The following is a 26,183-nucleotide window of genomic DNA, read 5'->3' as shown; positions in this document are numbered from 1 at the left end:
AACTGAGGGGGCTATGAACCCCGAAACCCTTGCTGCCGCCTTCCTCGCCGTCCTCGCCCCGATCGCCGAGGAACGACGTCCCGGCGAGCCGCTCGGAGTCTCCGCAGCCGACATCGTGCTGGAGCGCCCGCGCAACCGTGACCACGGCGACTGGGCATCGAACATCGCCATGCGGCTCGCGAAGCCGTTCGGCACGAACCCGCGCGAGCTCGCGCAGCAGATCGCCGACGGTCTCGCCGCTGTCGACGGCATCGCGAGCACCGAGGTCGCCGGTCCGGGGTTCATCAACATCCGTCTCGATGCCGCCGCCGCGGGCGCACTGGCGAAGGTCATCGTCGACGCCGGCACCACCTACGGCACGAATGCGTCGCAGGAGGGCGTCAGCGTGAACGTCGAGTTCGTCTCCGCGAACCCGACCGGGCCTCTCCACATCGCGCACACCCGCTGGGCGGCGCTCGGCGACTCGATCGTGCGTCTGCTGCTGGCGAGCGGCGCGCATGCGGTGCGCGAGTACTACATCAACGACGCCGGCGCGCAGATGGACCGCTTCGCCGTCTCCATCCTCGCGGCTGCCAAGGGCGAGCCGACTCCCGAGGGTGGCTACCCCGGTGCGTACATCGCGACGCTCGCCGGCCGGGTGCTCGAGTCGCGTCCCGACCTGCTGCAGCTTCCCGAGAGCGAGCAGTCGTCCGTCGCGCTCGAGCTCGCCTACGAGTTCCAGCTCGCCGAGATCAAGAGCTCGCTCGATCGGTTCAACGTGCCGTTCGACGTCTGGTTCTCCGAGCGCACCCTACACGCCAAGGATGCGTCCGGCACGAGCCTGATCGACCAGGCCGTCGACCGTCTGCGCGAGCAGGGTCACGTCTTCGATGAGGATGGCGCCGTGTGGGTGCGCACGACCGACTTCGGCGACGACAAGGACCGTGTGATCCGTCGCTCGAACGGCGAGTACACCTACTTCGCCGCCGACGCCGCGTACTACCTGAATAAGGGCGACCGCGGGTTCCAGAACAAGATCTACCTCCTTGGCGCCGACCACCACGGCTACGTGCACCGTCTGAAGGCGGTGGCGGGCGCCGCGGGTGAAGACCCGGAGAAGAACGTCCAGGTGCTGATCGGGCAGATGGTCTCGATCAACGGCGCCCGCCTCAGCAAGCGTGCCGGCAACATCATCGAGATGGACGACCTGCTCGACTGGCTCGGCACCGATGCGCTGCGGTACTCGCTGGAGCGGTCGCCCGCGGACTCGCCGCTCGACCTCGACCCCGAACTGCTGCAGAAGCGCACGAACGACAACCCGGTCTTCTACGTACAGTACGCCCACGCCCGCACGCACAACGTCGCGCGGAACGCCGCTGATTCGGGTGTCGATCGGTCGGAATTCGCCCCCGAGACGCTCACGCACGAATCCGAGGCCGCTCTGCTGGGCGCGCTGCAGGAGTTCCCGCGCATCGTCGCTTTCGCCGCCGAGGTCCGCGAACCGCACCGTGTCGCCCGCTACCTCGAGGAGCTCGCCGGGCTCTACCACCGGTGGTACGACAACTGCCGCGTGATCCCGCAGGGTGACGACCCGATCGAGACCGTGCACCGCACGCGTCTGTGGCTGAACGACGCCGCCGGCCAGGTCTTCCGCAACGGTCTCGATCTCCTCGGAGTGAGCGCCCCCGAGCGCATGTGATGCGCGCGGCCATCCCGTCGGGTACGGCAGGATGGCAGGCATGAGCGACGACAACCACACCCTGCCGTATCCGGACGCCTCGGCCGATCATCCGACGCTCGTGATCCCGGGGAACGTCGCCGAACAGCCTGCCGATGCTGCGCCGCGCACCCGCCGCCGCTGGCCCTGGGTTCTGCTGATCGTGGTGGTCGTGCTGGCGCTGCTCGTGGTCGCCGCCGAGTTCATCGCCCGCGCGGTGCTCCCGGGGATCGTGCGGTCGATCGTCATCGAGCAGCTGGACCTCCCCGCCGACCAGCAGCTCGACGTCGAGACGCAGGGCCTGCTGCTCCCGCAGCTCCTCGGCGGTTCCCTCGACACGCTGCACCTGTCGACGGACTCGGTGACGCTGGAGGGCATCACGGGGGCGGCCGACGTCACCGCGACCGGAGTCCCGTTGCGCGGCGGCGACCTCGGAGGTGCTGCCGGCACGATCCGCATCGACCAGGCGGAGTTCACCTCCCTGCTCGCCGGAACCGAGCTGCCCGTCGAGTCGGTCGAGTTCGCGGCGCCGAACGCGACGGTGAGCGGCTCGATCACCGTGTTCGGGGCGGCCGTGCCGCTCTCTTTGACGCTCACACCCGGCGCGGTGGAGGGCGACCTGGAGCTCACGCCGGTCGCGGCGAGCATCGGCGGACTCGACATCGACCTCGACCAGGTCGGCTCGACGCTGGGCTCGCTCGGCGAGGGCCTGACGCAACCGCAGCGGGTGTGCATCGCCGATCAGCTGCCGGCCGGGCTCACCCTCACCGGACTGGAGATCGTCGACGGTGCGGCGGTGATCGACATCGACGTGAACGGCGCGATCGTCACCGACGAGTCGCTCCAGGAGAAGGGCGTCTGCCCGAGCTGAACCGCTCGGGCCGCGCCGTCATCCGCCGCGGGCCTCCTCGATGCGGTGCGCGAGCCATTCGGGTCTCTGCAGCGGGATACCGTGTCCGCATCCGTCGACGACCTCCAGCGTGCTGTGGGGGAGCGCTGCGTGCAGCGCCGCGGCCGAGCGCCTCATGAGCTTCTTCTCCGCGGCTCCGACCAGGATCAGTGCGGACCCGGGGAACGTCGACCACCCGGCGGGCGGCACGAATCGCAGGTTCTCCTCGACCGAGGTGAGCAGCGTCTCCCGGGAAAGCGACGACGACGTCTGCAGGTAGGCGGCCATGTGCGATTCCGGTACGAAGAGCTCCCGGGCCTGCAGGCGCGCGAACCTCTCGTTCTTCGCGAGCCCGGCGGTCGCGCCGAGGAGCGCCACTGTCGGACCTGTCATGCGCAGAGGCGCGGCCTGTGCGCTGATGACGACGACTCGTTCGACGATGTCGGGTCGCACAGCCGCGAGCAGCACGGCGAGCTGCGCCCCGAGCGAGAAGCCGACGACCGTGGCCGGGCGGCCCTCGTCCTCGAGAATGCGCGCGAGCAGGTCGACGGTCTCGCGGTGGGAGGTGTAGTTCTCCGCCGCGCTGCGGCCGTGACCCGGAAGGTCCGGCACCAGCACCCTCGCGTGAGGGGGCAGGTGGGCGCGCATCGGCTCCCACATCCATCCGGCGACGCCCCCGCCGTGCAGGAGCAGCAGTGGTGGTTCGCCCGCTTGCCCGAAGGCGTCCAGGTGCATCATCGCTCCGTCTCGAAGGTCGCGGCCATCCGCCCGATGGTGTCGATCGTGCCCTCCAGCAGTGCGGGGTCGAGCGGGCCGAGCAGTCGTGCCGCCGACAGCAGTCCGATCGTCGTGCTCGACAGCGCCAGAGCGAGTGTGCGCGGATCGACATCCGTGACGATCAGGCCGCGCTCCTGCAGCTCGCGGAACCAGTCCACGACCCGCCGATGACGCTCGCGGTAGCGACCATCGGTCTCTTCCATCACGTGGGAGCCGAGGATGCCCCGATCGTCGAGGAACGCAGCGGTCATCAGCGGGTCGTCGAGCAGCGCCCGAGCCGTCGCCCGACAGGCGTCGCTGAGACGAGGATGGTCACCCAGCTCGCCGCGGACCCGGTCGGCCATGCGCACGTTGCCCTGCAGCAGCAGGGCGTCGAGGATGTCACGCTTGCCGGCGAACTCCAGGTACACGGCACCCTTGGCGATGCCGGCGCGCTCGGCGATTGCGGCGACGCTCATCGCGTCGAACCCGTGCGCGAGCACGAGTGCTCGGGCCGCATCGAGGATGCGCTCGCGTCGCTCAGGAACGCGCGGTCGAGGCATCATCCCTCCTCAGCTGCTCGAGCATCGCCGGGATGACGAGGTCGGGTCGGTCGCGCTGCACCCAGTGGCCGGCGCCGGGGATGGGTCGGAGCGAGCCGGACGGCAACAGTGCTGCCGCCGTCTCGATGCGAGCGAGGGGAACTCCGGTGTCACGATCGCCGTGCACCAGCAGTGTGGGTGTGCGGATGCCCGCAAGCTGATCGGTGTAGACGGTACGGAGCCGATTCCACAGCACCTGATCGCGCTGCCACTCGCCGAACGTCTCCAGGCTCGTGCCGCCGGCGGCTTCGGCGAGGACCGCATCGACGAGCTCAGGCGTGCGCGCCTCCGGGTTGCGTACGAGATCACGCAACCCGCGCTCCAGTGCTGAGCGGTTCCGTGCATAGGAGCGGGTCATCGCGGCCAGTAGCCCGGAGCGCAGCAGGAGAAACGATGTCAGATGGGTGATCCGTCCGCGGAAGCCGTCGGCGAGGCGGGGCATCAGACCGTAGCAGCCCAGCAGCACGGCGGTTCGAGCGCGGCCGGGCTGATCGAGCAGGTGTCCGACCGTCATCCCCCCGCCGAGGGAGAGCCCGGCGATCGCATAGTCGGTGAGGTCGAGAGCGTCGACGAGCTCGCCGACGTGTCGGACGAGAAGCTCCTGTGTGAGTGGCCATCCGGCCCGGGGACTGTGTCCGAAGCCGGGAAGGTCCGGCGCGACGACGCGGTGTCCTGCCTGTGCGAGGGCCGGTCCGACCTCGTCCCACGAGAGCTCGGCGCTGTCGGCTCCGCCGCCGTGCAGGAGCAGGACGGGAAGCCCGGTCTCGGCGGTCGGTCGCCACTCCAGGGCGGAGACGGGGGCGTGCGGAAGATCGATGATCGTGCGGCGGGCGTCCATGGCGTCCTCTCGTTGTGACCAGACTAGCTCATCTGGTCACAACGAGGTTCGATACGGCTAGGCGGACTTCTCGGCGGACGCGGCCTCCTGCGCGGCACGCAGCTCCGCGGTGGCGACCTGGACGTCGACCTCGGCGCGCTGCAGACGCCGCTGGACGAAGGTCGTCGCCGCGAAGCGGGCGTGCACGCGGTCGGCCTTCTCCTCCTCGGCGGTCACGATGTACGCACACGCGAACAGCATCACCTGCGCCGAGAAGTTCAACCAGATCAGCAGCGCGAGTAGGGAGGCGAAGGACGCGAGAAGCGGGTTGCTGGTCGCTCCTCCCACGAACAATCCGGACAGCTCCTGCAGGACCAGCAGGCCCACGGCGCCGAGCAGTGCTCCCGACCAGAGCGACCGCCTTGACGGTCGTACCCCGGAGAGGAGGAGGAACACGCCGATGATGATCGCCGTGTCGAGAGCGAAGACGACGACGAGGGAGAGCAGGCGCACGGTCCAGGCCACGACCGGCGCATCGGCCGGCAACCCGAGCAGGTCTGCGATCCAGGAGACCCCCAACTGTCCGGCGAAGGTGACGGCCGCCGAGAGGACGAAGGCCAGGCCGATGCCGATCGCCAGCGCGAGGTTGCGGAGGATCACCCAGATCCAGAGGATGTCATCCTGCAGCGTGCCCGCGAGAACCCGCACGGCCGTGCGGAGCGACCCGATGGCACCGAGGGCCGCGCCGACGAGAGCGATCAGCGAGATGATCCCGGCGAGCGACAGGGACGCCGGAGCCTGGAGGTCCTTCGTCTTGATCACACCGTCCTCACCGATGAGCCCGGGCACGGCCGACTGTACGGCGTCGATGATCGCCTGCCATGCCACCGGGTTCCCGGCGAGCCACAGAGCCGCGATCGAGAAGCCCAGCAGCACCCCCGCGAACACGCTGAACAACGCACGGTAGGTGACGCTGTCGGCGAGCATCGGCCCGCGGCGCTCTGTGTACAACAGCGCCGCGCGCACCGGCCGGCGCGCGAGAGCCCACGCGATGACCGGTCCGGTGATGCGGGGGATCAGACCAGGACGCTCGGAGGAGTCTTTCGTCGTTTCAGTGTTCGCCACGCCCCCACCCTAGGAGGCGGAGACGGGCTGCCGCAGGGGCTTGACGCGGCGCGTCACCATGACCAGGGAGACGCGACCGGTGCCCTAGAATCGGGTCAACCTCGATGTGCGCGACCTGCCCGAGATCCTTCCCACGATTGGTGATCAGTGCTTCTCTCTGCCGATTCGCTCGCTCCGGAATCGCTCGCCGTGCCCGATGACGCGAACGACCTCGCCGACGGCGTCTGGCCGGCATCCGCAGTGCGCGATGCCGATGGGGTACTCGACATCGCCGGTGTCAGCGCCACCGCCCTCGCCCGCACCTATGGCACGCCGCTGCTCGTGCTCGACGAAGCTGAGGTGCGCGGTCGTGCGCGGCGGTTCCGGCTGGCCTTCGACCGTGCCGCCGCGGAGCACGCCACCACGGCCCAGGTGTACTACGCGGGTAAGGCGTTCCTCTGCACGACGGTCGCGCGCTGGGTGGTCGACGAAGGTCTGCGCGTCGACGTCTGCACCGGGGGAGAGCTGGCTGTGGCCCTCGCCGCCGGCGTCGCACCCGCATCGCTCGGGTTCCACGGCAACAACAAGTCCGTCTCCGAGCTCGAGCGTGCCGTCGAGGTCGGTGTCGGGACGATCATCGTCGACAGCGCCATCGAGATCGAACGGCTCGCGGTGATCATCGCCCGCACCGGCGCGACCCAGCGGGTGCTGGTCCGTGTCATCAGCGGCGTGCACGCCGAGACACACGACTTCCTCGCCACGGCCCACGAGGACCAGAAGTTCGGTTTCCCGCTCCCGGAGGCCGAGACGGCGGTCGCCCGCATCCGCGAGATCCCGGGTTTGGTGTTCGCCGGGCTGCACTGCCACATCGGTTCGCAGATCTTCGGCGTCGCCGGCTTCCGCGAGTCCGCATCCCGCGTGCTCGATCTGCACGCCACGCTGCTCGACGGCGGTCCGGTCCCGCAGCTCAACCTCGGCGGCGGCTTCGGCATCGCCTACACGCGCGTCGACGACCCGACCCCGATCGAAGAGCTCGCGGATGCGATCGTCACCTCGGTCGCGGAGGGCTGCGCCGCGCGCGGCATCCCCGTTCCCGCCCTGTCGTTCGAGCCGGGCCGTGCCATCGTCGGCACCGCGGGCGTCACGCTCTACGAAGTCGGCACGACCAAAGACGTGACCGTCGCGACGGGTGCCGTGCGCCGGTACGTGAGCGTCGATGGCGGCATGAGCGACAACGCGCGTCCTGCGCTGTACGGCGCCCAGTACTCGGCGCGCCTCGCCTCGCGCGCGGGATCCGGTGAGCCTCGCCTCAGCCGGGTCGTCGGCAAGCACTGCGAATCCGGCGACATCGTGGTCGACCACGAGTACCTGCCGGAGGATCTGGTGCCGGGCGACCTGCTCGCCGTGCCGACCACCGGTGCGTACTGCGTGCCGCTCGCGAGCAACTACAACCATGTACCGCGTCCGCCGGTGATCGCCGTGCGCGACGGACACTCGACGGTCATCGTCCGAGGCGAGACCGTCGACGACGTGCTGGCCCGTGACGCGGGCATCGACGGGGCGAAAGCCCCCGAGGGAGACCAATGACCCACCTCCGAAGGAGCAACCATGACTGAATACCGACGACTTCGTGTGGCACTGCTGGGTGCCGGAGCGGTCGGCTCGCAGGTCGCGGCGCTCCTGCTGCGCCACGGCGACGAGCTGGCCGACCGTGCCGGTGCCGAACTCGAGCTCGCCGGCATCGCCGTGCGCGACGTCGATGCGCCGCGTGACGTCGACCTCCCCAAGGAGCTCTTCACCACCGACGCCGAGACGCTGATCCTGGGCGCCGACATCGTGATCGAGCTCATCGGCGGCATCGAGCCGGCCCGCACCAGCATCCTGCAGGCGATCGGCTCCGGCGCCGACGTCGTCACGGCCAACAAGGCCCTCCTCGCCACGCACGGCCCCGAGTTGTTCGAGGCCGCCGACCGCGTGGGCGCGTCCGTCTACTACGAGGCCGCGGCCGCCGGCGCGATCCCCATCATCCGTCCGCTGCGCGACTCGCTCGCCGGCGACCGGGTGGTGCGCATCATGGGCATCGTGAACGGCACCACGAACTACATCCTGGACCGGATGGACTCCGAGGGCGCCGACTTCGCCGACGTGCTCGCCGACGCCCAGCGCCTGGGCTACGCCGAGGCCGACCCGACCGCCGACGTGGAGGGTTACGACGCCGCGCAGAAGGCCGCCATCCTCGCGAGTCTCGCGTTCCACACCGCCGTGCCGCTCGAAGCCGTCTACCGCGAGGGCATCACCTCGATCACCCCGTCGATGATCGAGGAGGCCCGCGCCGCCGGGTTCGTCATCAAGCTGCTCGCGGTGTGCGAGCGCATCGAGGCCAACGGCGCCGAATCGATCTCGGTGCGCGTGTACCCGGCGCTGGTGCCGAACTCGCACCCCCTCGCCTCCGTGCACGGAGCCAACAACGCGGTCTTCGTCGAGGCTGAGGCCGCCGGCTCCCTGATGTTCTACGGCGCGGGTGCGGGTGGCGTCCAGACCGCCTCCGCCGTGCTGGGCGACGTCGTCTCCGCAGCCCGCCGTCACATCGCCGGGGGCGTCGGAGTCGGCGAGTCGACCAGGGCCAACCTCCCGGTCGTCCCGATCGGACACGTCACCACCCGCTACCAGATCACCCTCGAGGTCGCGGATGCGCCGGGCGTGCTCGCCACGGTCGCCGGAATCCTCAGCGATGGCGGAGTCTCGGTCGCGACGGTCGTGCAGACCGTCGAGGGCGAGGACGAGCCGACCGCACGACTGATCATCGGCACGCACCGCGCGACGGAGCAGGCGCTCAGCGCCACGGTCGACGCTCTCGCCGACAGTGCGGTCGTCGCCCGAGTCGTCTCGGTGCTCCGGGTGGAAGGCGAGTGACGATGGCGTCAGCCCTCGCCCCCGTCGAGGGCAGCCCGTTCGAAGGCCGCACCGTCGAGGTGCGGGTGCCGGCCACGAGCGCGAACCTCGGCCCGGGATTCGACACGCTCGGCCTGGCGCTCAGCATCTACGACACCCTGCAGGTCACGGCACTGCCGGCTGGTGAACTCGAGATCGAGGTGACCGGTTCCGGTGCCGCCGAGATCCCGCGCGACGAGTCGAACCTCATCGTCCGCACGATCGCGTACGTGTTCGCCGACGCGGGGCGTCCGGTCCCCGGCCTGCGCATCATCGCCGAGAACGGCGTGCCGCACGGTCGCGGACTCGGATCCTCGGGTGCCGCCGTCGCTGCCGGCGTGCTCGCGGCGAAGGGACTGCTCGACGGCGACGTCGAGATCGACGATGCCGACCTGCTCCGTCTCGCCACCGAGCTCGAAGGTCATCCCGACAACGTGGCCCCGGCACTGTTCGGCGGGCTGACGATCGCGTGGGTGGGGGAGCGCGGACCGCAGCACAAGAAGCTGCTCGTGCACCGCGGCGTCTCGCCCCTCGTGCTCGTCCCCGCATACACGATGTCGACCTCGCAGGCGCGTTCGCTGCAGCCTCCGCAGGTGTCCACGGCGGATGCGGTGTTCAACGTCTCCCGCTCGGCGCTGCTGATCGCGGCCCTGATGCAGAGTCCGGAACTGCTCCTCGACGCGACCGCCGACCGGCTTCACCAGGACTACCGCGCCGAGGCGATGCCCGAGACGCAGCGGCTCGTGCAGGCGCTGCGCAAGGCGGGCTTCGCGGCCGTCGTGTCCGGCGCCGGTCCCAGTGTGCTCGTGCTGGCCGACGGGCCGGGCAGCCGTCAAGACGCGGTGGAACTGGCCGATCGAGTCACCGACACCCCGTGGGAGGCGCTCCTGCTCGCAGTCGACGTGCGTGGTGGTACAGTGGGGACTCGAGCGGAGGGCTCCACGTAACTACGTGAATCTGGCCCCATTGCAACTCTTGCAAGACCCGCACGCAAATCCCTGTGGCACAAGTGCCGAGGCTGGCTGGCGCCGAGCGTCAGCCCGTGCGATCGCGCGCAGCACCCGTTGTGTGCGTTCAACGCTCATTCCCCATGACATATAAGGGAGTACTCGTGGAGAACCTCTCCGAGACCCAGAACGACCAGTCCGCTTCGGTGTCCGAAGCACCCGCAACCGAGGCGGCACCGGCGCGCAAGCGTGCACCGCGTCGCGCCAGCACCGCCACCGCGGCCGCGAAGGCCGAGAAGGCCGAAGCAGCGAAGGCCGAGAAGCCCGCGTCGAAGACCGAGACCGCGTCTAAGACCGAAGCCGCGCCCGCCGAGGCGTCGGCCGAGACCACCGAGGCCGCGCCGAAGGCGAAGGCACCGCGTCGCAGCCGTGCCAAGAAGGCAGACGCCGAGGCCCCGGCAGCAGAAGCCACTCCGGCTGAGGCGCCGTCCGCGGATGCCGCTCCGGCAGAAGCTGCGGCGGAGTCGGCACCCAAGTCGACCGGCCGCGGACGCCGTGGCGCCCAGAAGGCGGCAGCCCCCGAGGCCGAGGCCACGGATGCAGCGCCTGCTGCGGATGCCTCGTCTGACGCCGCCGAGCCCGCCCAGAGCGGCAACGCGCGGGGCCGCAATGCTCAGAACAACAACGCGCAGAACAACAACAACGCGCAGAAGAACGACGCGCAGCACAACGACGCGCAGAACAGCAACAACGGCGACGACGACTCCGACGGTGGCGAGGAGCAGGGTGGCCGCGGTCGCAACCGCAGCCGCAGCCGCAACCGTGGACGTGGCCAGAACGGCGCAGCGCAGGAGCAGCAGGCACAGCCCGCGGCCGATGACGACCAGGCCGGCGGCAACAACCGCAACCGTCAGCGCAACAAGCGCCGCAGCGGTGTCCCGACCGATGAGTTCGACACCGAGATCGGCGAGGACGACGTCCTGATCCCGATCGCCGGCATCCTCGACGTGCTCGACAACTACGCCTTCGTGCGCACCACCGGCTACCTCGCCGGCCCCAGCGACGTGTACGTCTCGCTCGGCCAGGTGAAGAAGTACAACCTCCGCAAGGGCGACGCCGTCGTCGGCTCGATCAAGCAGCCCCGCGAGGGCGAGCAGCAGGGGCGCCAGAAGTACAACGCGCTGGTCAAGGTCGACTCGATCAACGGTCTGTCGGTCGACGACGCGGCCACGCGTGTGGAGTTCGGCAAGCTCACCCCGCTGTACCCGCAGGAGCGTCTGCGCATGGAGACGGCCCCCGAGAAGCTGACCCAGCGCATCATCGACCTGGTCGCCCCGGTCGGCAAGGGCCAGCGCGGTCTCATCGTCGCGCCGCCCAAGGCCGGCAAGACGATCGTCCTGCAGCAGATCGCGAACGCGATCGCGCAGAACAACCCCGAGGTCCACCTCATGGTCGTGCTCGTCGACGAGCGCCCCGAAGAGGTCACCGACATGGAGCGCTCGGTCAAGGGCGAGGTCATCGCCTCGACGTTCGATCGTCCGGCCGAAGACCACACCACGGTCGCCGAGCTCGCCATCGAGCGTGCGAAGCGCCTGGTCGAGCTCGGACGCGACGTCGTCGTGCTGCTCGACTCGATCACCCGCCTCGGACGTGCGTACAACCTGGCTGCGCCGGCATCGGGCCGCGTGCTCTCCGGTGGCGTCGACGCGTCGGCGCTGTACCCGCCCAAGCGGTTCTTCGGCGCGGCGCGCAACATCGAGAACGGCGGATCCCTCACGATCCTCGCCACGGCGCTGGTCGAGACCGGCTCCAAGATGGACGAGGTCATCTTCGAGGAGTTCAAGGGCACCGGCAACAGCGAACTGCGTCTCTCCCGCGCCCTCGCCGACAAGCGCATCTTCCCGGCGGTCGACGTGAACGCGTCGAGCACCCGTCGCGAAGAGATGCTGCTCTCGGCCGACGAGGTCAAGATCACGTGGAAGCTGCGTCGTGCCCTCGCCGGCCTCGACCAGCAGCAGGCTCTCGAGGTCGTCCTCGGCAAGCTCAAGGAGACCAACTCGAACGTCGAGTTCCTCGTGCAGATGCAGAAGTCGATCCCGACGCTTCCCTCGGGTGCGCACGGGCACGACAACAACATCCGCTGAGCGGCTGAGCCGTGTTCGAGTCCGTCCAGACTCTGATCGACGAGCATCGCCGGGTGCAGGAGGAACTCTCCGACCCGGCGGTGCACGCCGACGCTGCCCGCGCCAAGCGCGTGAACCGTCGCTACGCCGAGCTGTCTCGCATCGTCGCCGCGTATGAAGCGTGGATCGCCGCGACCGATGATCTGGAGACCGCGCGTGAATTCGCGCGGGAGGACGAGTCGATCGCGGCCGAGATCCCGGCGATGGAAGAAGAGCTGCAGTCCGCGCAGGAACGGCTGCGGCGTCTGCTGATCCCGCGCGACCCTGACGATGCCCGTGACGTGATCATGGAGATCAAGGCGGGGGAGGGCGGTGCGGAATCCGCGCTGTTCGCCGCCGACCTGCTGCGCATGTACATCCAGTACGCGGCGTCCAAGGGCTGGAAGACCGAGCTGCTCGAGCGGAACGAGTCCGACCTCGGCGGCTACAAGGACGTCCAGGTCGCCATCAAGGGATCCTCGTCCGACCCCGCGCAGGGCGTGTGGGCCCACCTCAAGTACGAGGGCGGCGTGCACCGCGTGCAGCGGGTGCCGGCGACGGAGTCCCAGGGGCGCATCCACACGTCGACCACCGGGGTGCTCGTGTTCCCCGAGGTCGACGAGCCCGAAGAGATCCACATCGACCAGAACGACCTCAAGATCGATGTGTTCCGCTCATCCGGTCCGGGTGGGCAGTCGGTGAACACGACCGATTCCGCCGTGCGCATCACTCACGTGCCGACCGGCATCGTCGTGTCGATGCAGAACGAGAAGTCCCAGCTGCAGAACCGCGAGGCGGGCATGCGTGTGCTGCGCGCCCGGCTGCTCGCGCGTCAGCAGGAGGAGCTGGACGCCGCGGCATCCGATGCCCGCCGATCGCAGATCCGAGGCATGGACCGCTCGGAGCGCATCCGCACCTACAACTTCCCCGAGAACCGGATCGCTGATCACCGCACCGGCTTCAAGGCGTACAACCTCGATCAGGTCATGGACGGAGCGCTCGATCCGCTGATCGAGAGCGCGATCACGACCGACGAGGAAGCACGGCTCGCCGCGGTCGGGTCCGACTCCTGACAAGCCGCGCGAGCGCTATGCTCGGGCCGTGATCACACTTCTGTTCCGCGGCCTCATGTATGTCGTGTCGGCCGGTCTCGGCCTGATCGCCGCCGACCTCGCCCTCGACGGGTTCCAGATCGAGTGGGACAAGTGGTGGGGCTTCGTCATCTGCATCCTGATCTTCGCGATCCTGCAGAGCGTCCTCGCTCCGTGGGTGGGCAAGATGGCCACGCGCTATGCCCCCGTGCTCATGGGCGGCATCGGCATCTTCTCGACGCTGATCTCCCTCATCATCGTGGTGCTGCTGCCCATCGGCGGACTGCGCATCACCGACCTCACCGGCTGGCTTCTCGGCTCGGTCATCGTGTGGCTCATCACGGCGCTCGGCAGCGTCCTGCTTCCTCTCATCTTCCTTCGCAAGAAGGTGGAGGCCGTCAAGACCAAGCGCCGTTAGGCCGTTCGGTCGGCGTCGCTCAGATCGCGTAATCCGGCGCGGCGAGCAGCGCTCGGGTGTCTTCGCCGGTGTGACGCTGGCGCGGCTTCGCCGGAACCCCGACGAGGATGCTGTCCGCCGGAGCGTCACGGGTGACCACCGCGTTCGCGCCGATGACCGAACCGGGGCCGATGGTGATGGGGCCGAGGACCTTCGCACCGGCACCGACGGCCACTCCGTCGCCGAGTGTGGGGTGGCGTTTGCCGGAGGTGCGCGTCCGTCCGCCGAGAGTCACGCCGTGGTAGAGCATCACGTCGTCGCCGATCACGCTGGTCTCGCCGATCACGACACCCATGCCGTGATCGATGAAGAACCGACGACCGATGTGTGCGCCCGGATGGATCTCGATCCCGGTCAGCCAGCGCGACAGCTGTGAGCCCGCGCGCGCGAGCAACCGCAGTCGACGTCGCCAGAGCGCGTGCGAGACGCGGTGCGCCCAGATGGCGTGGAGCCCCGGGTACAGCAGCGCGACCTCGACGGCGCTGCGTGCGGCGGGGTCACGAAGACGAGCCGCCGCGACGTCTTCGCGCATTCGTCCGATCATGCTCATCGACGTCTCAGTCTTCGCGCAGATCCTCGAACAGGGCGGTGGAGAGGTAGCGCTCACCGGTGTCCGGGATCACGACGACGATCGTCTTGCCGTCGTTCTCAGGGCGCGCGGCGACCTTCAGCGCCGCAGCGACGGCCGCGCCGGAAGACATGCCGACGAGCAGCCCCTCCTTGGCGGCGAGCTCGCGGGCGACCCGCAGCGACTCGTCGAACTCCGCGGTCATGATCTCATCGAGCACATCGCGGTCGAGCACGTCGGGGACGAAGTTCGGCCCGATTCCCTGGATCTTGTGCGGGCCGGGGTGGCCCTCACTGAGCACGGGGGAGTCCTTGGGCTCGACGGCGATGACCTGGACGCCGGGCTTCGCCGCCTTGAGCGCCTGTCCGGTCCCGGTCACCGTTCCGCCGGTGCCGACCCCGGCGATGAAGATGTCGATGGTGCCATCGGTGTCGCGGAGGATCTCCTGCGCCGTGGTCTCGCGGTGGATCTGGGGGTTGGCCGCGTTCTCGAACTGGCGGATCCAGATCGCGCCGGGCGTCTCCGAGACGATGCGCTTGGTCTCCTCGATCGCGCCGCTCATACCCTTGGTGGGATCGGTGAGCACGATCTCCGCACCGAACGCCTTGAGCAGCACGCGGCGCTCCTTCGACATGGAGGCGGGCATCGTCAAGATGACCCGGTAACCGCGGGCGGCGCCGACCATCGCGAGGGCGATGCCGGTGTTGCCGCTCGTCGACTCCACGATCGTGCCACCGGGCTTCAGCTCGCCCGATGCCTCTGCCGCGTTGATCATGGCGATGCCGATGCGGTCCTTCACGCTCGATGCCGGGTTGTAGTACTCGAGCTTGGCGAGCACGGTGGCCCCGAGGCCCTCGGTCACGCGGTTCAGACGCACGAGCGGCGTGTTGCCGAAAGCGGTCGTGATGTCGGAGTGGATGCCGGGCATGAGGAGCCTTCCTGTGCGGGGTTCGCTGCCGGTCCAGCCTAGGGGAGGGCCCTATGGGCGGGGGCATTGTGACGGCTCAGCGCGCTCTACGCTGGAACCCATGTCCGACACCTCTCTCGCGGCCCTCGTGCGCGCCGCCGCTCAGCGCCTGGCCGACGTCGGCGTGCCCGATCCTCTGGTCGACGCGGAGCTGCTCGCGGGCCACGTCCTCGGTCGGCGACGCGGCGAAGTGCAGGCCGCGATCATCCGCGGCGACGACGTCGACGACGAGGCAGCGGGTGCGCTGGATGCTCTGGTGACGCGCCGTGCTGCGCGCGAGCCGCTGCAGCACATCACCGGGACCGCTCCTTTCCGTCACCTCGAGCTGGCGGTCGGGCCCGGGGTGTTCGTGCCGCGGCCGGAAACCGAGACGGTGGTGCAGTACGCGATCGACGCGCTGCTGAACTCCGCCGAGCCCGAGCCGATCGGCGTGGACCTCGGCACCGGCAGCGGAGCGATCGCCCTCGCGATGGCGACGGAGGTGCCGCACGCCCGCGTCTTCGCCGCCGAGCTGTCCGAGGATGCGCACGCGTGGGCGAGTCGGAACGTCGCCGGCGTCGACAACCTGACGCTCGTGCTGTCCGATCTGGGGGAGGCGTTCCCCGAGCTCGACGGCACAGCATCGGTCGTCATCTCGAACCCGCCCTATGTGCCGGATGCCGCGATTCCGCGCGATCCGGAGGTGCGACTCTTCGACCCCGCGATGGCGCTGTACGGGGGAGAGGACGGCCTCGACATCGTGCGAGTGCTCAGTTCTCGGGCGCTCGCGCTCCTGCACCCCGGTGGTCTTCTCGTCATCGAGCACGGCGAGCTGCAGGGGGAATCGATCAGGGACATCCTTGCCGCGGACGGCTGGCGCGCACCGGCGACGCATCGTGACCTCACCCTGCGGGACCGCACCACCACAGCGCTCAGGCCCTGATCAGCACCCTTTGAGCATCTGCCGCCCCCGCGCCGCATAGAATCGAACCGTCATGTCAACCATCTTCGACTGCCGCGATGACTCGCAGCTGCTCGCCGGCATGCGCCATGCGCGCCAGGCGATCGGCCGTGGCGAACTCATCGTCATGCCCACAGACACCGTGTACGGCGTCGCTGCCGATGCGTTCTCTCCCGCCGCCGTCCAGCGGCTGCTCGATGCGAAGGGACGCGGCCGCGATCAGCCGCCGCCCGTTCTGATCGGTACGAAGGAGACGCTCGCCGCCCTGGCCGAGTCCGTCCCGGAACCGGTCGAACGTCTCATCGAGGCTTTCTGGCCCGGCGGTCTCACGATCGTGCTCCCCGCCCAGCCCTCTCTGGTGTGGGACCTCGGCGAGACGCTCGGGACCGTCGCGGTGCGGATGCCGGAGGGGCGTGTGGCACTGGAGCTGCTGGCCGAGACCGGACCGCTCGCCGTGTCCAGCGCCAATCTCACCGGCCAGCCCGCCGCGATCTCGGCATCGGACGCGGAGCAGATGCTGGGTGACAGCGTCGCCGTGTACCTCGCCGACGGTCTGAGCAAGGACGGCATCGCCTCCACCATCGTCGACGCCACGTCTCTGGTCCGCCGCGGTGCGGACGCCGAACCCGGCACTGTTCGCATCCTCCGAGACGGTGCGGTGACGCGCGAACAGCTGCAGGAGGTGCTCGGCGATCTGCTCGAAGCCGAGGAGCCGCAGGACGCGGAGCATGTGCATGCGGAGGAGCCGCAGGACGCGGATTCGTGAAGCAGTATCTCGCCACGGTCATCCTCACGGCAGCGATCACTTTCGCGCTGACCTGGGCGGTCTGGCGACTCAGCCTCCGGTTCAAGCTGTACCCCGGCATCCGCGAGCGCGACGTGCACACGACGCCGACCCCTCGCCTCGGCGGTGTGGCGATCTTCCTCGGCATCGCCGCCGCCTTCGGGTTCTCGGCGATCAATCCGTTCTTCCAGAGCATCTGGATCCCTCCGCAGACGATGTGGTCGATCCTGGGCGCCTCGCTCCTGATCGCGATCATCGGCGTGGTCGACGACCTCTGGGACATCGACTGGATGATCAAGCTCGGCGCGCAGTTCCTTGCCGCCGGACTCATCACCGTGGGCGGCGGACTGCAGATCCTGTCGTTGCCGTTCGGCGACCTCATCGTGGTATCCAGCTGGCTGAGCATCACGATCACCATGTTCGCGATCGTCATCGTGATGAACGCGGTGAACTTCATCGACGGACTCGACGGGCTGGTCGCCGGGGTGTGTCTCATCTCGAACGGCGTGTTCTTCGCGTACTCCTACATCTTCACGCGTGACTCCGGAGCCTCGAGCTACTTCAACCTCTCCACTTTCCTCGCCGCGGTCCTGATCGGCGCCTGCCTCGGTTTCCTACCGCTGAACTGGAGTCCGGCGAAGCTGTTCATGGGCGACTCGGGTGCTCTGGTGATCGGCCTGCTGATGGCGACGTCGGCGATCTCCATCACCGGCCAGATGGATCCGTCGGCTCTGGACCCCGAGCGCCTCGGCCGCTCGCAGCTGATCGGTGCGTTCCTCCCGATCCTCCTGCCGCTGCTGGTCGTGCTGCTGCCGCTGCTCGATTTCGGTCTGGCCGTGCTCCGGCGCATGAGCGCCGGCCGATCTCCGTTCTCACCCGATCGCAAGCACCTCCATCACCGGATGCTGGACCTCGGCCACCGCGACCGCGACGCGGTCCTCATCTTCTACGCGTGGACCGCCGTCATCTCGCTCGCCGTCCTGCTGATGTACGTCGGTGCACGGGAGGACTGGCCCGGCCAGTACCTTCCCGGCGTCGGCTTCGGCGTGGTGGGCATCGCCGCCTGCCTCGTCGTCACCCTGAGCCCCACCCGCCGCAGGAAGAGCGCAGCGGCCGCCGACACCGACCCGACACCCGTGGAGTCCTGATGAGCCCGAGCCCCGTTTCCAGCACGCCGATCCTGCGTCGCACCCTCATCTGGTCGGCGGTCGCCACCGCGGCACTCGCGATCGTCGCCGGCGGTGTCGGCTACGCCGTCGCCGGGGGAGAGGGCCTCATCAGCGGGCTGCTGGGAGTGCTGCTGGCCGCCGTGTTCCTGGCGATCACCGGCATCAGCATCCTCATCGCCAACCGCTGGTACGGCGACCCGATCTACGTGCAGCTGTTCTTCGCCATCGTCCTGGGCGGCTGGCTCCTCAAGCTCGGACTGTTCGTCGTCGCGATGATCCTGCTCGCCGGCCAGCCCTGGCTGGAGCCGATGGTGTTCTTCCTCTCGATCGTGGCTGGCGTGCTCATGTCGCTCGCGATCGATGTGATCGTGCTCACCCGCATGCGACTGCCGAATGTGAGCGACACGACGCTGCCGACCGAGGTGCCAGAGGACCGCGCACCCGGCAACGCGAATCACATCGATGAAGGTCCCGTCGACGGCGGCCCGCGGTCTTAGGTGACCCTCAGATTCTGATACTGTTGAAACGTGCCCGCCGCTCGCCCGCGAGCGCTTGCGCTGTGTAGCACACCGACCATCGTCGCCCCGGTTTAGACCGGTGCCCCGAAGCTGGAGCCCGCGCTGTTTAATCTTGCTGCGACCCTGACCCCTCGACTTGCCTCCGACGGCGAGTTCCACGGCCCTTCGATCGACGATTTCTTCCCGGAGATCCTCTTCCACGTAGGCCCGATCCCCGTCAACCGGATCCACCTGGTCCAGTTGCTCGCGGTGATCGCCGTGGTTCTCATCCTCTGGCTCGGCACCCGCCGCATGAAGGTCGTCCCCGGACGCTTCCAGAGCCTGGTGGAGATGGGGCTCGGCTTCGTCCGCACCAACGTCGCCCACGACATGCTCGGGCGCAAGGACGGCGATCGCTTCCTGCCGATCCTCACCACCATCTTCTTCATGGTGCTGTTCATGAACATCACGGGCATCATCCCGTTCCTGAACATGCCGGGAACGGCGATCGTCGCGGTGCCGCTGACGCTCGCCGTGGTCAGCTACGTGACCTTCATCTACGCGGGCATCAAGCGCCACGGCCTCAAGTTCTTCAAGAACTCTCTGTTCCCGCAGGGCGTGCCGGTCGCCGCGATGCCGATCGTCGCGATCATCGAGCTCATCTCGACATTCATCCTGCGTCCGGTCACGCTGACGCTTCGTCTTCTCATGAACCTCGTCGTGGGGCACATGATCCTGGTCCTCGCGTTCTCCGCGACCCAGTTCTTCTTCTTCACCGCAGGCGGCGGCTGGGCCGCGCTCGGTGTCGGAACCCTCGCCTTCGGCGGCGCCTTCACTCTCTTCGAGATCCTGGTCGCCGTCCTCCAGGCATACGTCTTCACCGTCCTCACCGCGGTCTACATCCAGCTCGCGGTCGCAGAAGAGCACTGAGCGGGCAGGCATCAGCCTTCCCACCCAACGAAAGGAAAACCCCGTGGACGCTACTACGGTTCTCGCTGAAATCAACGGTCACCTCGGAGCTGTCGGCTACGGCCTCGCAGCCATCGGCCCGGCCATCGGCGTCGGCATCGTCGTCGGCAAGACCATCGAGGGCGTCGCCCGTCAGCCCGAGCTGGCCGGTCGTCTCCAGGTCCTCATGTGGATCGGTATCGCCTTCACCGAGGCGCTTGCGTTCGTCGGCATCGCCGTCGCATTCATCCCCTTCCCGTAATCCTCACCGACTTCTGAAGGAGACAGGATGCTGAACGCTCTTGTCACGAACCTCGCAGCAGAGGGTGAGCCGAACAACCCCCTCATCCCTGCGTGGTACGACATCATCTGGTCGGGCCTCTGGTTCATCGTCATCCTCATCGTGGTCTGGAAGGTCGCCCTTCCTCGGCTCACGAAGATGCTCGACGAGCGGTCCGCCGCCATCGAGGGCAACATCGCCAAGGCCGACGAGGCGCAGAAGCAGGCGGAGGCGGCACTCGAGGAGTACACGCGTCAGCTCGCTGAGGCGCGTACCGAGGCCGGAGAGATCCGCGAGGCCGCCCGCGAGGACGGCAAGAAGATCGTCGCCGAGGCGAAGGATGCCGCGTCCACCGAGGCCGCACGCATCACCGCCACCGCGCACACGCAGATCGAGGCTGAGCGGCAGACCGCTCTCGTCTCGCTGCGCAGCGAGGTCGGAACGCTCGCCATCGACCTCGCCGGCGGCGTGGTCGGCGAGACGCTCTCCGACGACGCACGTGCGACGGCTGTCGTCGACCGCTTCCTCGCCGACCTCGAGGCATCCGAGAAGGCGGCTCAGTAATGGGCAGCGCGACCACTCAGGCACTCGCGGCATCCATCAAGACGCTTGCCGCAGCGAAGGACGTCTCCCTCGACACCGCACGGGAGCTTCTCGCTGCCGCGCGTGCCGTGAGCGAGTCGTCCCAGCTGAGCGGCGCGCTTGCTGATGCTGCCGCTCCCGCCGAGGCGCGACAGTCCGTCGTCGCCGCGGTTTTCGGTGGGTTCTCTGCAGACGCTCTCAGCGTTCTGAAGACCGCTGTGGCGGAGCACTGGTCGAATGCCGGCGAGATGGTGGACGGTATCGAGGAACTCGCGATCCGCGCCGCCGCGATCGCGGAACCCGGCACGGACATCGAGGGAGAGCTGTTCAGCTTCTCCCGCGTGATCGCGGCCAACCCCGAGCTCGAGCTCGCCCTGGGCAGCAGCCTCGGGGGAGAAGACGCCAAGGGTGCTCTCGTCGAGCGCCTCCTGGCCGAAGGCTCCACGAGCGCTGCGTCGACGCTGATCATCACGTCGCTCGTGCGTCAGCCGCGTGAGCGCCGCGTACGGCGACTGCTGAACCGAGCGATGAGCATCGTCTCGAGCCAGCGTGGTCGTGTGGTCGCCACGGTGCACACCGCGGCCCCGCTCACCGACGCACAGCGCGCCCGTCTCAGCGACTCGCTTTCGCGTCGCTACGCCGGTCAGGTATCCCTCAACGTCGTCATCGACCCTGCCGTCGTCGGAGGTCTGCGCGTGCAGATCGCCGATGACGTCATCGACGGCAGCATCTCCGCACGACTCGCAGATCTTCGCCAGAAGCTCGCGGGCTAACACGACTTCGCGCGGGGAACCGCGCACCCAGATACAAAGGGAAGACAATGGCAGAACTATCGATCAGCCCCGACGTCATCCGTGACGCGCTGAAGGACTTCGCCGCAGCATACGAGCCCTCCGGGGCCGGGGCGACCGAGGTCGGCACCGTCATCGACGCCGCGGACGGAATCGCGCACGTCGAGGGACTGCCGGGCGTCATGGCCAACGAGCTCGTGATTTTCGCCGACGGCACCAAGGGCCTCGCGCAGAGCCTGAACGAGCACGAGATCGGTGTCGTCGTCCTCGGCGAGTTCACCGGTGTCCAGGCAGGTCAGGAAGTCACCCGCACCGGCGAGGTCCTCTCGGTCCCCGTCGGCGATGGCTACCTCGGCCGCGTGGTCGACCCGCTCGGCAACCCGATCGACGGCCTCGGCTCGATCGCCACCGAGAGCGTCCGCGCTCTCGAGCTGCAGGCGCCCGGCGTCATGCAGCGTAAGTCGGTGCACGAGCCGATGCAGACCGGCATCAAGGCCATCGACGCGATGATCCCGGTCGGCCGTGGTCAGCGTCAGCTGATCATCGGTGACCGCCAGACGGGTAAGACCGCCATCGCGATCGACACGATCATCAACCAGAAGGCCAACTGGGAGTCGGGCGACGTCAACAAGCAGGTCCGCTGCATCTACGTCGCCATCGGTCAGAAGGGCTCCACCATCGCTTCGGTGAAGGGTGCGCTCGAAGAGGCCGGTGCTCTGGAGTACACCACGATCGTGGCAGCTCCGGCATCCGACCCCGCCGGCTTCAAGTACCTGGCGCCGTACACCGGTTCCGCCATCGGTCAGCACTGGATGTACGGCGGCAAGCACGTCCTCATCATCTTCGACGACCTGTCGAAGCAGGCCGAGGCCTACCGTGCCGTGTCCCTGCTCCTTCGTCGTCCGCCGGGCCGCGAGGCATACCCGGGTGACGTCTTCTACCTGCACTCGCGTCTGCTCGAGCGTTGCGCGAAGCTGTCCGACGAGCTCGGCGCAGGTTCCATGACGGGTCTCCCGATCATCGAGACCAAGGCGAACGACGTCTCGGCGTACATCCCGACCAACGTGATCTCGATCACCGACGGCCAGATCTTCCTGCAGTCCGACCTCTTCAACGCCAACCAGCGTCCGGCGGTCGACGTGGGTATCTCGGTCTCGCGAGTCGGTGGCGACGCTCAGGTCAAGTCGATCAAGAAGGTCTCGGGAACGTTGAAGCTGGAGCTCGCGCAGTACCGCTCGCTCGAGGCCTTCGCGATGTTCGCATCCGACCTCGACGCGACGTCGCGTCGTCAGCTCTCCCGTGGTGCGCGTCTGACCGAGCTGCTCAAGCAGCCGCAGTACTCCCCGTACCCCGTCGAGGAGCAGGTCGTCTCGATCTGGGCAGGAACGAAGGGCAAGCTCGACACTCTCGAGGTCTCCGACGTTCTGCGTTTCGAGCGCGAACTCCTGGACTACCTGCGCCGCAACACTCAGGTTCTCGAGACCCTGCGCGACACCAACGTCCTCGACGACGACACGGTTGCAGAGCTCGAGAAGCACACGGACGCATTCATCCTGGAGTTCCAGGGTGGCAAGGGCGCCGGCATCGGCGCTCCCGGCCACGAGGAGCACGCTGCAGCCGAGGCTGAGGACGTCAACCAGGAGAAGATCGTCAAGGGTCGTCGCGCGTAACCGCGTGAGGTACTGACATATGGGCGCTCAACTCAGGGTCTACAAGCAGAAGATCTCTTCTGCTCAGACGACCAAGAAGATCACGAAGGCGATGGAACTCATCGCGGCTTCGCGCATCCAGAAGGCGATGGCACGCGTCAAAGCGTCCACACCCTTCGCGCGAGCCGTGACGAGGGCTGTTTCGGCCGTCGCGACGCACTCGAACGTGGATCACCCGCTGACCCGCGAGTCCGAGAACATCACCCGCTCCGCGGTCGTGATCTTCTCCTCGGACCGCGGTCTCGCCGGAGCCTTCAACTCGCAGATCCTCCGTGAGGGTCTCGAGGTGGCGGAGCTCCTGCGCGAGCAGGGCAAGGAGCCGGTCTTCTACCTCATCGGTCGCAAGGCCGTCGGATACTTCCAGTTCCGACGCCTCGCTGCCGCTGCGGAGTGGACCGGCGACACGGACACCCCGTCGTTCCACACCGCTGAGGAGATCTCCGCGACTCTGCTCGATTCCTTCTCCCGCGGGGGACAGGACGGCGGCGTCGACGAGATCCACCTCGTGTACAACCGTTTCGTCAGCATGATGACGCAGTCGCCCGAGTCCGTGCGTCTGCTCCCGCTGGAGATCACGGAAGCCGATGAGTCGGAGGCAGGTAACACCGTTTACCCGCTGTACGAGTTCGAGCCGGATGCCGAGACCGTTCTCGATGCGATCCTGCCGGTGTACATCCAGAGCCGCGTCTTCAACGCTCTCCTGCAGTCGTCTGCTGCCAAGCAGGCCGCGACGCAGAAGGCGATGAAGTCGGCCAGCGACAACGCCGACAAGCTCATCACCGACTACACCCGTCTGCGCAACAACGCGCGCCAGGCGGAGATCACGCAGCAGATCGCCGAGATCGTCGGCGGCGCCGACGCCCTCTCGAGCAAATAGACCATCAGGAAAGAGACGAAAATGACCCTCACCGCTCCGGCTGACCAGCCGGCGACCGCGGTCGTCGGGCGCGTCGCACGCGTCAACGGTCCGGTTGTCGACATCGAGTTCCCTCATGACTCGATCCCCGACATCTACAACGCGCTGAAGACCACGATCGCGATGGGCGAAGAGTCCACCGAGATCACGCTCGAGGTCGCACAGCACCTCGGCGACGACCTCGTCCGCGCCATCGCTCTGAACCCGACCGACGGCATCGTCCGCGGTCAGGAGGTCCGCGACACCGGTGAGGCCATCTCGGTCCCCGTCGGCGACGTGACCAAGGGCAAGGTGTTCAACGTCATCGGCGAGGTGCTCAACCTCGAGCCCGGTGAGACGATCGAGGTCACCGAGCGCTGGCCCATCCACCGCAAGGCGCCGAACTTCGACCAGCTCGAGTCCAAGACTCAGATGTTCGAGACCGGCATCAAGTCGATCGACCTTCTCACCCCGTACGTGCTGGGTGGAAAGATCGGTCTGTTCGGTGGCGCCGGTGTCGGCAAGACCGTTCTCATCCAGGAGATGATCCAGCGCGTCGCGCAGGACCACGGTGGTGTGTCGGTGTTCGCCGGTGTCGGTGAGCGCACCCGTGAGGGCAACGACCTCATCCACGAGATGGAAGAGGCGGGCGTCTTCGACAAGACCGCCCTCGTGTTCGGCCAGATGGACGAGCCGCCGGGAACGCGTCTGCGCGTCGCCCTGTCGGCCCTGACGATGGCGGAGTACTTCCGTGACGTGCAGAAGCAGGACGTGCTGCTCTTCATCGACAACATCTTCCGCTTCACGCAGGCCGGCTCCGAGGTCTCCACGCTGCTGGGCCGTATGCCCTCCGCTGTGGGTTACCAGCCGAACCTCGCCGACGAGATGGGTGTGCTCCAGGAGCGCATCACCTCGACGCGTGGTCACTCGATCACCTCGCTGCAGGCGATCTACGTGCCGGCCGATGACTACACCGACCCGGCTCCGGCGACCACGTTCGCCCACCTCGACGCGACGACCGAGCTCTCTCGTGAGATCGCCTCGAAGGGTCTGTACCCGGCCATCGACCCGCTGACCTCGACGTCGCGCATCATGGACCCCCGCTACTTGGGCGAGGACCACTACCGCGTCGCCACGACGGTCAAGCAGATCCTCCAGAAGAACAAGGAACTGCAGGAGATCATCGCCATCCTCGGTGTCGACGAGCTCTCCGAGGAAGACAAGATCGTCGTGTCGCGTGCACGTCGCATCCAGCAGTTCCTCTCGCAGAACACCTACATGGCGAAGAAGTTCACCGGTGTCGAGGGTTCGACGGTCCCGCTCAAGGAGACCATCGAGTCCTTCGATGCGATCACGCGCGGTGACTTCGACCACGTCGCCGAGCAGGCCTTCTTCAACGTCGGTGGCATCTCCGACGTCGAAGAGCAGTGGGCGAAGATCCAGAAGGAGAACGGCTGACCATGGCGCTCCACGTCAGCCTCGTCTCCGCGGATGCGGAGGTCTGGACGGGAGAGGCGAGCCTTGTGGTCGCCAAGACCGTCGAGGGCGAGATCGGCTTCATGACCGGCCACGAGCCGGTGCTGGCCATCCTCGCTGAGGGCCAGGTCCGCATCACGCAGTCCGATGGCACGAAGGTGCTGGCCAACGCGCAGGACGGGTTCCTCTCCATGGAGGGCGACACCCTGACGATCGTCGCCGGCAACGCGGCTCTCATCGCCTAGCAGTTCCGTTTCGACGCGTCCGCCTCGGTACCCACTCGGGTCCCGAGGCGGACGCGTCTGCATTCACCGAGGTTCCATGAAGATCCTGCTTCCGCCGTCGGAGACGAAGCGCGAGGGCGGTCACGACGTCCCGCTCGACATCGCGTCCCTTTCGCTGCCGTCGCTGAGGGTGCATCGATCCGCCGTGCTGGACGCCCTCGTCGACCTCGCCGCTGACGAAGAGGTCTCGCGACGCGTACTCAAACTGAGCGACCGCCAGATGGGGGAGATCGCGCACAATCGTCGGCTGTGGACGGCGCCCACCCTGCCGGCGGTCGATCGCTACACGGGTGTCCTCTTCGACGCTCTGGATGCGCGGGGTCTCTCCGCGGCATCGCGTCGCTGGCTGGGGGAGCACGTCTGGATCCACAGTGCACCTCTCGGACCGGTCGGCGCGCTGGACCCGGTACCCACCTATCGATTGGCCGCCGGGACGTCGCTGCCGCGGTTCCCTGCATTGCGGAAGCACTGGGCGGAACCCACGTCAGCGGCGATCGCGGAGGCGTCGCCCTCGTTCGTGCTCGATCTGCGCAGTGAGGCGTATGTGGCGCTGGGCCCTGTGCCCGACACCGTGCCTTCCGCCTATGTCCGGGTCGTCACCGAGCACGGCCGGGCGCTGAACCACTTCAACAAGAAGTCAAAAGGGCTGCTCGTGCGCGCCCTGGCCGAAGACCGGCCACGCGTGGCCTCGCTCCGCTCTCTTCGGCGCTGGGCCGAGAGCCGAGGCGTCGTACTGCGTGACACGGAGCAACCGAGTGTTCTGGAGCTCGTCGTCGCCGAGTGAGCACGCAAGTCCGTGCATGACCGCTTCCGCGTGGGTCTTTGCTCGCCTGTGGTGTCC

27 protein-coding genes are annotated in these 26,183 nt (G+C 68.0%); 21 read left to right on the top strand and 6 right to left on the bottom strand.

Translation table 11 applies throughout. From position 1 onward, the window contains the following. Positions 1–13: 13 nt before the first annotated feature. Positions 14–1,678 carry an arginine--tRNA ligase gene (argS, locus tag BQ2383_RS11100; protein WP_091033748.1) on the top strand — a complete coding sequence of 555 codons (1,665 nt, stop codon included), beginning with the start codon at positions 14–16 and terminating at the stop codon, positions 1,676–1,678. 40 nt (positions 1,679–1,718) lie between these two features. After that, the gene (locus tag BQ2383_RS11095) at positions 1,719–2,567 is read left to right on the top strand and encodes an LmeA family phospholipid-binding protein (RefSeq protein ID WP_091033745.1); all 849 of its coding nucleotides are present in this window, start codon (positions 1,719–1,721) and stop codon (positions 2,565–2,567) included. 18 nt (positions 2,568–2,585) lie between these two features. On the opposite strand, the gene BQ2383_RS11090 is transcribed toward BQ2383_RS11095, so the two are convergent. Genes BQ2383_RS11090 through BQ2383_RS11075 form a run of 4 tightly spaced genes read right to left on the bottom strand, consistent with a single transcriptional unit; the run spans position 2,586 to position 5,885 of the window. After that, entirely contained in the window at positions 2,586–3,323 is a 738-nt protein-coding gene (locus BQ2383_RS11090) for an alpha/beta fold hydrolase (protein ID WP_237682348.1), read from the bottom strand. Next, the gene (locus tag BQ2383_RS11085; protein WP_091033743.1) at positions 3,320–3,904 is read right to left on the bottom strand and encodes a TetR/AcrR family transcriptional regulator; all 585 of its coding nucleotides are present in this window, start codon (positions 3,902–3,904) and stop codon (positions 3,320–3,322) included. Before BQ2383_RS11085 ends, BQ2383_RS11090 begins: the two co-directional genes overlap by 4 nt. Then, positions 3,882–4,781, bottom strand: coding sequence for an alpha/beta fold hydrolase (locus BQ2383_RS11080; RefSeq protein ID WP_091033739.1), 900 nt, complete (start codon positions 4,779–4,781; stop codon positions 3,882–3,884). The genes BQ2383_RS11085 and BQ2383_RS11080 overlap by 23 nt, the downstream gene beginning before the upstream one ends. A 57-nt stretch (positions 4,782–4,838) precedes the next feature. Beyond that, positions 4,839–5,885, bottom strand: a complete 1,047-nt coding sequence (locus BQ2383_RS11075; protein WP_091033736.1) for a YihY/virulence factor BrkB family protein — start codon at positions 5,883–5,885, stop codon at positions 4,839–4,841. Positions 5,886–6,032: 147 nt separating this feature from the next. Here BQ2383_RS11075 and lysA point away from each other — a divergent pair, with 147 nt between their 5' ends. From lysA to BQ2383_RS11045, 6 genes are all read left to right on the top strand, one after another. After that, positions 6,033–7,451, top strand: coding sequence for a diaminopimelate decarboxylase (lysA, locus tag BQ2383_RS11070; RefSeq protein ID WP_091033734.1), 1,419 nt, complete (start codon positions 6,033–6,035; stop codon positions 7,449–7,451). 21 nt (positions 7,452–7,472) lie between these two features. After that, positions 7,473–8,777, top strand: a complete 1,305-nt coding sequence (locus BQ2383_RS11065; RefSeq protein ID WP_091033731.1) for a homoserine dehydrogenase — start codon at positions 7,473–7,475, stop codon at positions 8,775–8,777. A 2-nt stretch (positions 8,778–8,779) separates the two neighbouring features. Continuing rightward, a complete protein-coding gene (gene thrB, locus BQ2383_RS11060) occupies positions 8,780–9,742 on the top strand; it encodes a homoserine kinase (protein ID WP_091033729.1) in 963 nt (320 codons plus the stop codon). Between the two features lie 143 nt (positions 9,743–9,885). Further along, a complete protein-coding gene (gene rho, locus BQ2383_RS11055) occupies positions 9,886–11,886 on the top strand; it encodes a transcription termination factor Rho (RefSeq protein ID WP_167381608.1) in 2,001 nt (666 codons plus the stop codon). Between the two features lie 11 nt (positions 11,887–11,897). Continuing rightward, positions 11,898–12,977, top strand: a complete 1,080-nt coding sequence (gene prfA / locus BQ2383_RS11050) for a peptide chain release factor 1 (RefSeq protein WP_091033724.1) — start codon at positions 11,898–11,900, stop codon at positions 12,975–12,977. A 28-nt stretch (positions 12,978–13,005) separates the two neighbouring features. Next, positions 13,006–13,413, top strand: coding sequence for a phage holin family protein (locus BQ2383_RS11045; protein WP_091033721.1), 408 nt, complete (start codon positions 13,006–13,008; stop codon positions 13,411–13,413). A 19-nt stretch (positions 13,414–13,432) separates the two neighbouring features. On the opposite strand, the gene epsC is transcribed toward BQ2383_RS11045, so the two are convergent. Both epsC and cysK read right to left on the bottom strand, forming a co-directional pair. After that, positions 13,433–14,002, bottom strand: a complete 570-nt coding sequence (epsC, locus tag BQ2383_RS11040; protein ID WP_091033719.1) for a serine O-acetyltransferase EpsC — start codon at positions 14,000–14,002, stop codon at positions 13,433–13,435. 7 nt (positions 14,003–14,009) lie between these two features. Next, the gene (gene cysK, locus BQ2383_RS11035) at positions 14,010–14,948 is read right to left on the bottom strand and encodes a cysteine synthase A (protein WP_091033716.1); all 939 of its coding nucleotides are present in this window, start codon (positions 14,946–14,948) and stop codon (positions 14,010–14,012) included. A 100-nt stretch (positions 14,949–15,048) separates the two neighbouring features. On the opposite strand from cysK, the gene prmC reads away from it, so the two are divergent. The 13 genes from prmC to yaaA all read left to right on the top strand — a co-directional run bounded on the left by prmC (position 15,049) and on the right by yaaA (position 26,126). After that, a complete protein-coding gene (gene prmC / locus BQ2383_RS11030) occupies positions 15,049–15,909 on the top strand; it encodes a peptide chain release factor N(5)-glutamine methyltransferase (RefSeq protein ID WP_091033715.1) in 861 nt (286 codons plus the stop codon). A 52-nt stretch (positions 15,910–15,961) separates the two neighbouring features. Then, a complete protein-coding gene (locus tag BQ2383_RS11025) occupies positions 15,962–16,693 on the top strand; it encodes an L-threonylcarbamoyladenylate synthase (protein WP_091033712.1) in 732 nt (243 codons plus the stop codon). Then, positions 16,690–17,859, top strand: a complete 1,170-nt coding sequence (locus BQ2383_RS11020) for an MraY family glycosyltransferase (protein WP_029261866.1) — start codon at positions 16,690–16,692, stop codon at positions 17,857–17,859. The genes BQ2383_RS11025 and BQ2383_RS11020 overlap by 4 nt, the downstream gene beginning before the upstream one ends. Beyond that, positions 17,859–18,377 (top strand): hypothetical protein, encoded by a 519-nt coding sequence (locus BQ2383_RS11015; RefSeq protein ID WP_091033711.1) that lies wholly within the window; start codon positions 17,859–17,861, stop codon positions 18,375–18,377. Before BQ2383_RS11020 ends, BQ2383_RS11015 begins: the two co-directional genes overlap by 1 nt. A 210-nt stretch (positions 18,378–18,587) precedes the next feature. After that, on the top strand, positions 18,588–19,307 hold the full coding sequence (gene atpB / locus BQ2383_RS11010; protein WP_258134098.1) for a F0F1 ATP synthase subunit A: 720 nt from the start codon (positions 18,588–18,590) through the stop codon (positions 19,305–19,307). 43 nt (positions 19,308–19,350) lie between these two features. Then, on the top strand, positions 19,351–19,587 hold the full coding sequence (gene atpE / locus BQ2383_RS11005) for an ATP synthase F0 subunit C (RefSeq protein WP_017830994.1): 237 nt from the start codon (positions 19,351–19,353) through the stop codon (positions 19,585–19,587). A gap of 27 nt (positions 19,588–19,614) precedes the next feature. After that, positions 19,615–20,169: a F0F1 ATP synthase subunit B gene (locus BQ2383_RS11000; protein WP_029261863.1), complete on the top strand. Its 555-nt coding sequence runs from the start codon at positions 19,615–19,617 to the stop codon at positions 20,167–20,169. Further along, complete coding sequence (locus BQ2383_RS10995; RefSeq protein WP_091033708.1) at positions 20,169–20,960, top strand: F0F1 ATP synthase subunit delta; 792 nt, start codon at positions 20,169–20,171, stop codon at positions 20,958–20,960. Before BQ2383_RS11000 ends, BQ2383_RS10995 begins: the two co-directional genes overlap by 1 nt. Before the next feature lie 47 nt (positions 20,961–21,007). Further along, positions 21,008–22,648, top strand: a complete 1,641-nt coding sequence (gene atpA / locus BQ2383_RS10990; RefSeq protein ID WP_091033706.1) for a F0F1 ATP synthase subunit alpha — start codon at positions 21,008–21,010, stop codon at positions 22,646–22,648. Positions 22,649–22,667: 19 nt separating this feature from the next. After that, entirely contained in the window at positions 22,668–23,564 is an 897-nt protein-coding gene (locus BQ2383_RS10985; protein WP_029261860.1) for a F0F1 ATP synthase subunit gamma, read from the top strand. 21 nt (positions 23,565–23,585) lie between these two features. Further along, positions 23,586–25,040: a F0F1 ATP synthase subunit beta gene (atpD, locus tag BQ2383_RS10980; RefSeq protein ID WP_017830989.1), complete on the top strand. Its 1,455-nt coding sequence runs from the start codon at positions 23,586–23,588 to the stop codon at positions 25,038–25,040. 2 nt (positions 25,041–25,042) lie between these two features. Then, positions 25,043–25,303: a F0F1 ATP synthase subunit epsilon gene (locus BQ2383_RS10975; RefSeq protein WP_017830988.1), complete on the top strand. Its 261-nt coding sequence runs from the start codon at positions 25,043–25,045 to the stop codon at positions 25,301–25,303. Between the two features lie 76 nt (positions 25,304–25,379). Then, a complete protein-coding gene (yaaA, locus tag BQ2383_RS10970; RefSeq protein ID WP_091033704.1) occupies positions 25,380–26,126 on the top strand; it encodes a peroxide stress protein YaaA in 747 nt (248 codons plus the stop codon). The last annotated feature ends 57 nt before the right edge of the window (positions 26,127–26,183 follow it).

Source organism: Microbacterium oxydans, from assembly GCF_900095745.1.
In the GTDB taxonomy this organism is placed as follows: domain Bacteria; phylum Actinomycetota; class Actinomycetes; order Actinomycetales; family Microbacteriaceae; genus Microbacterium; species Microbacterium oxydans_B.
This window is presented reverse-complemented; position numbering and strand designations above follow the sequence as displayed.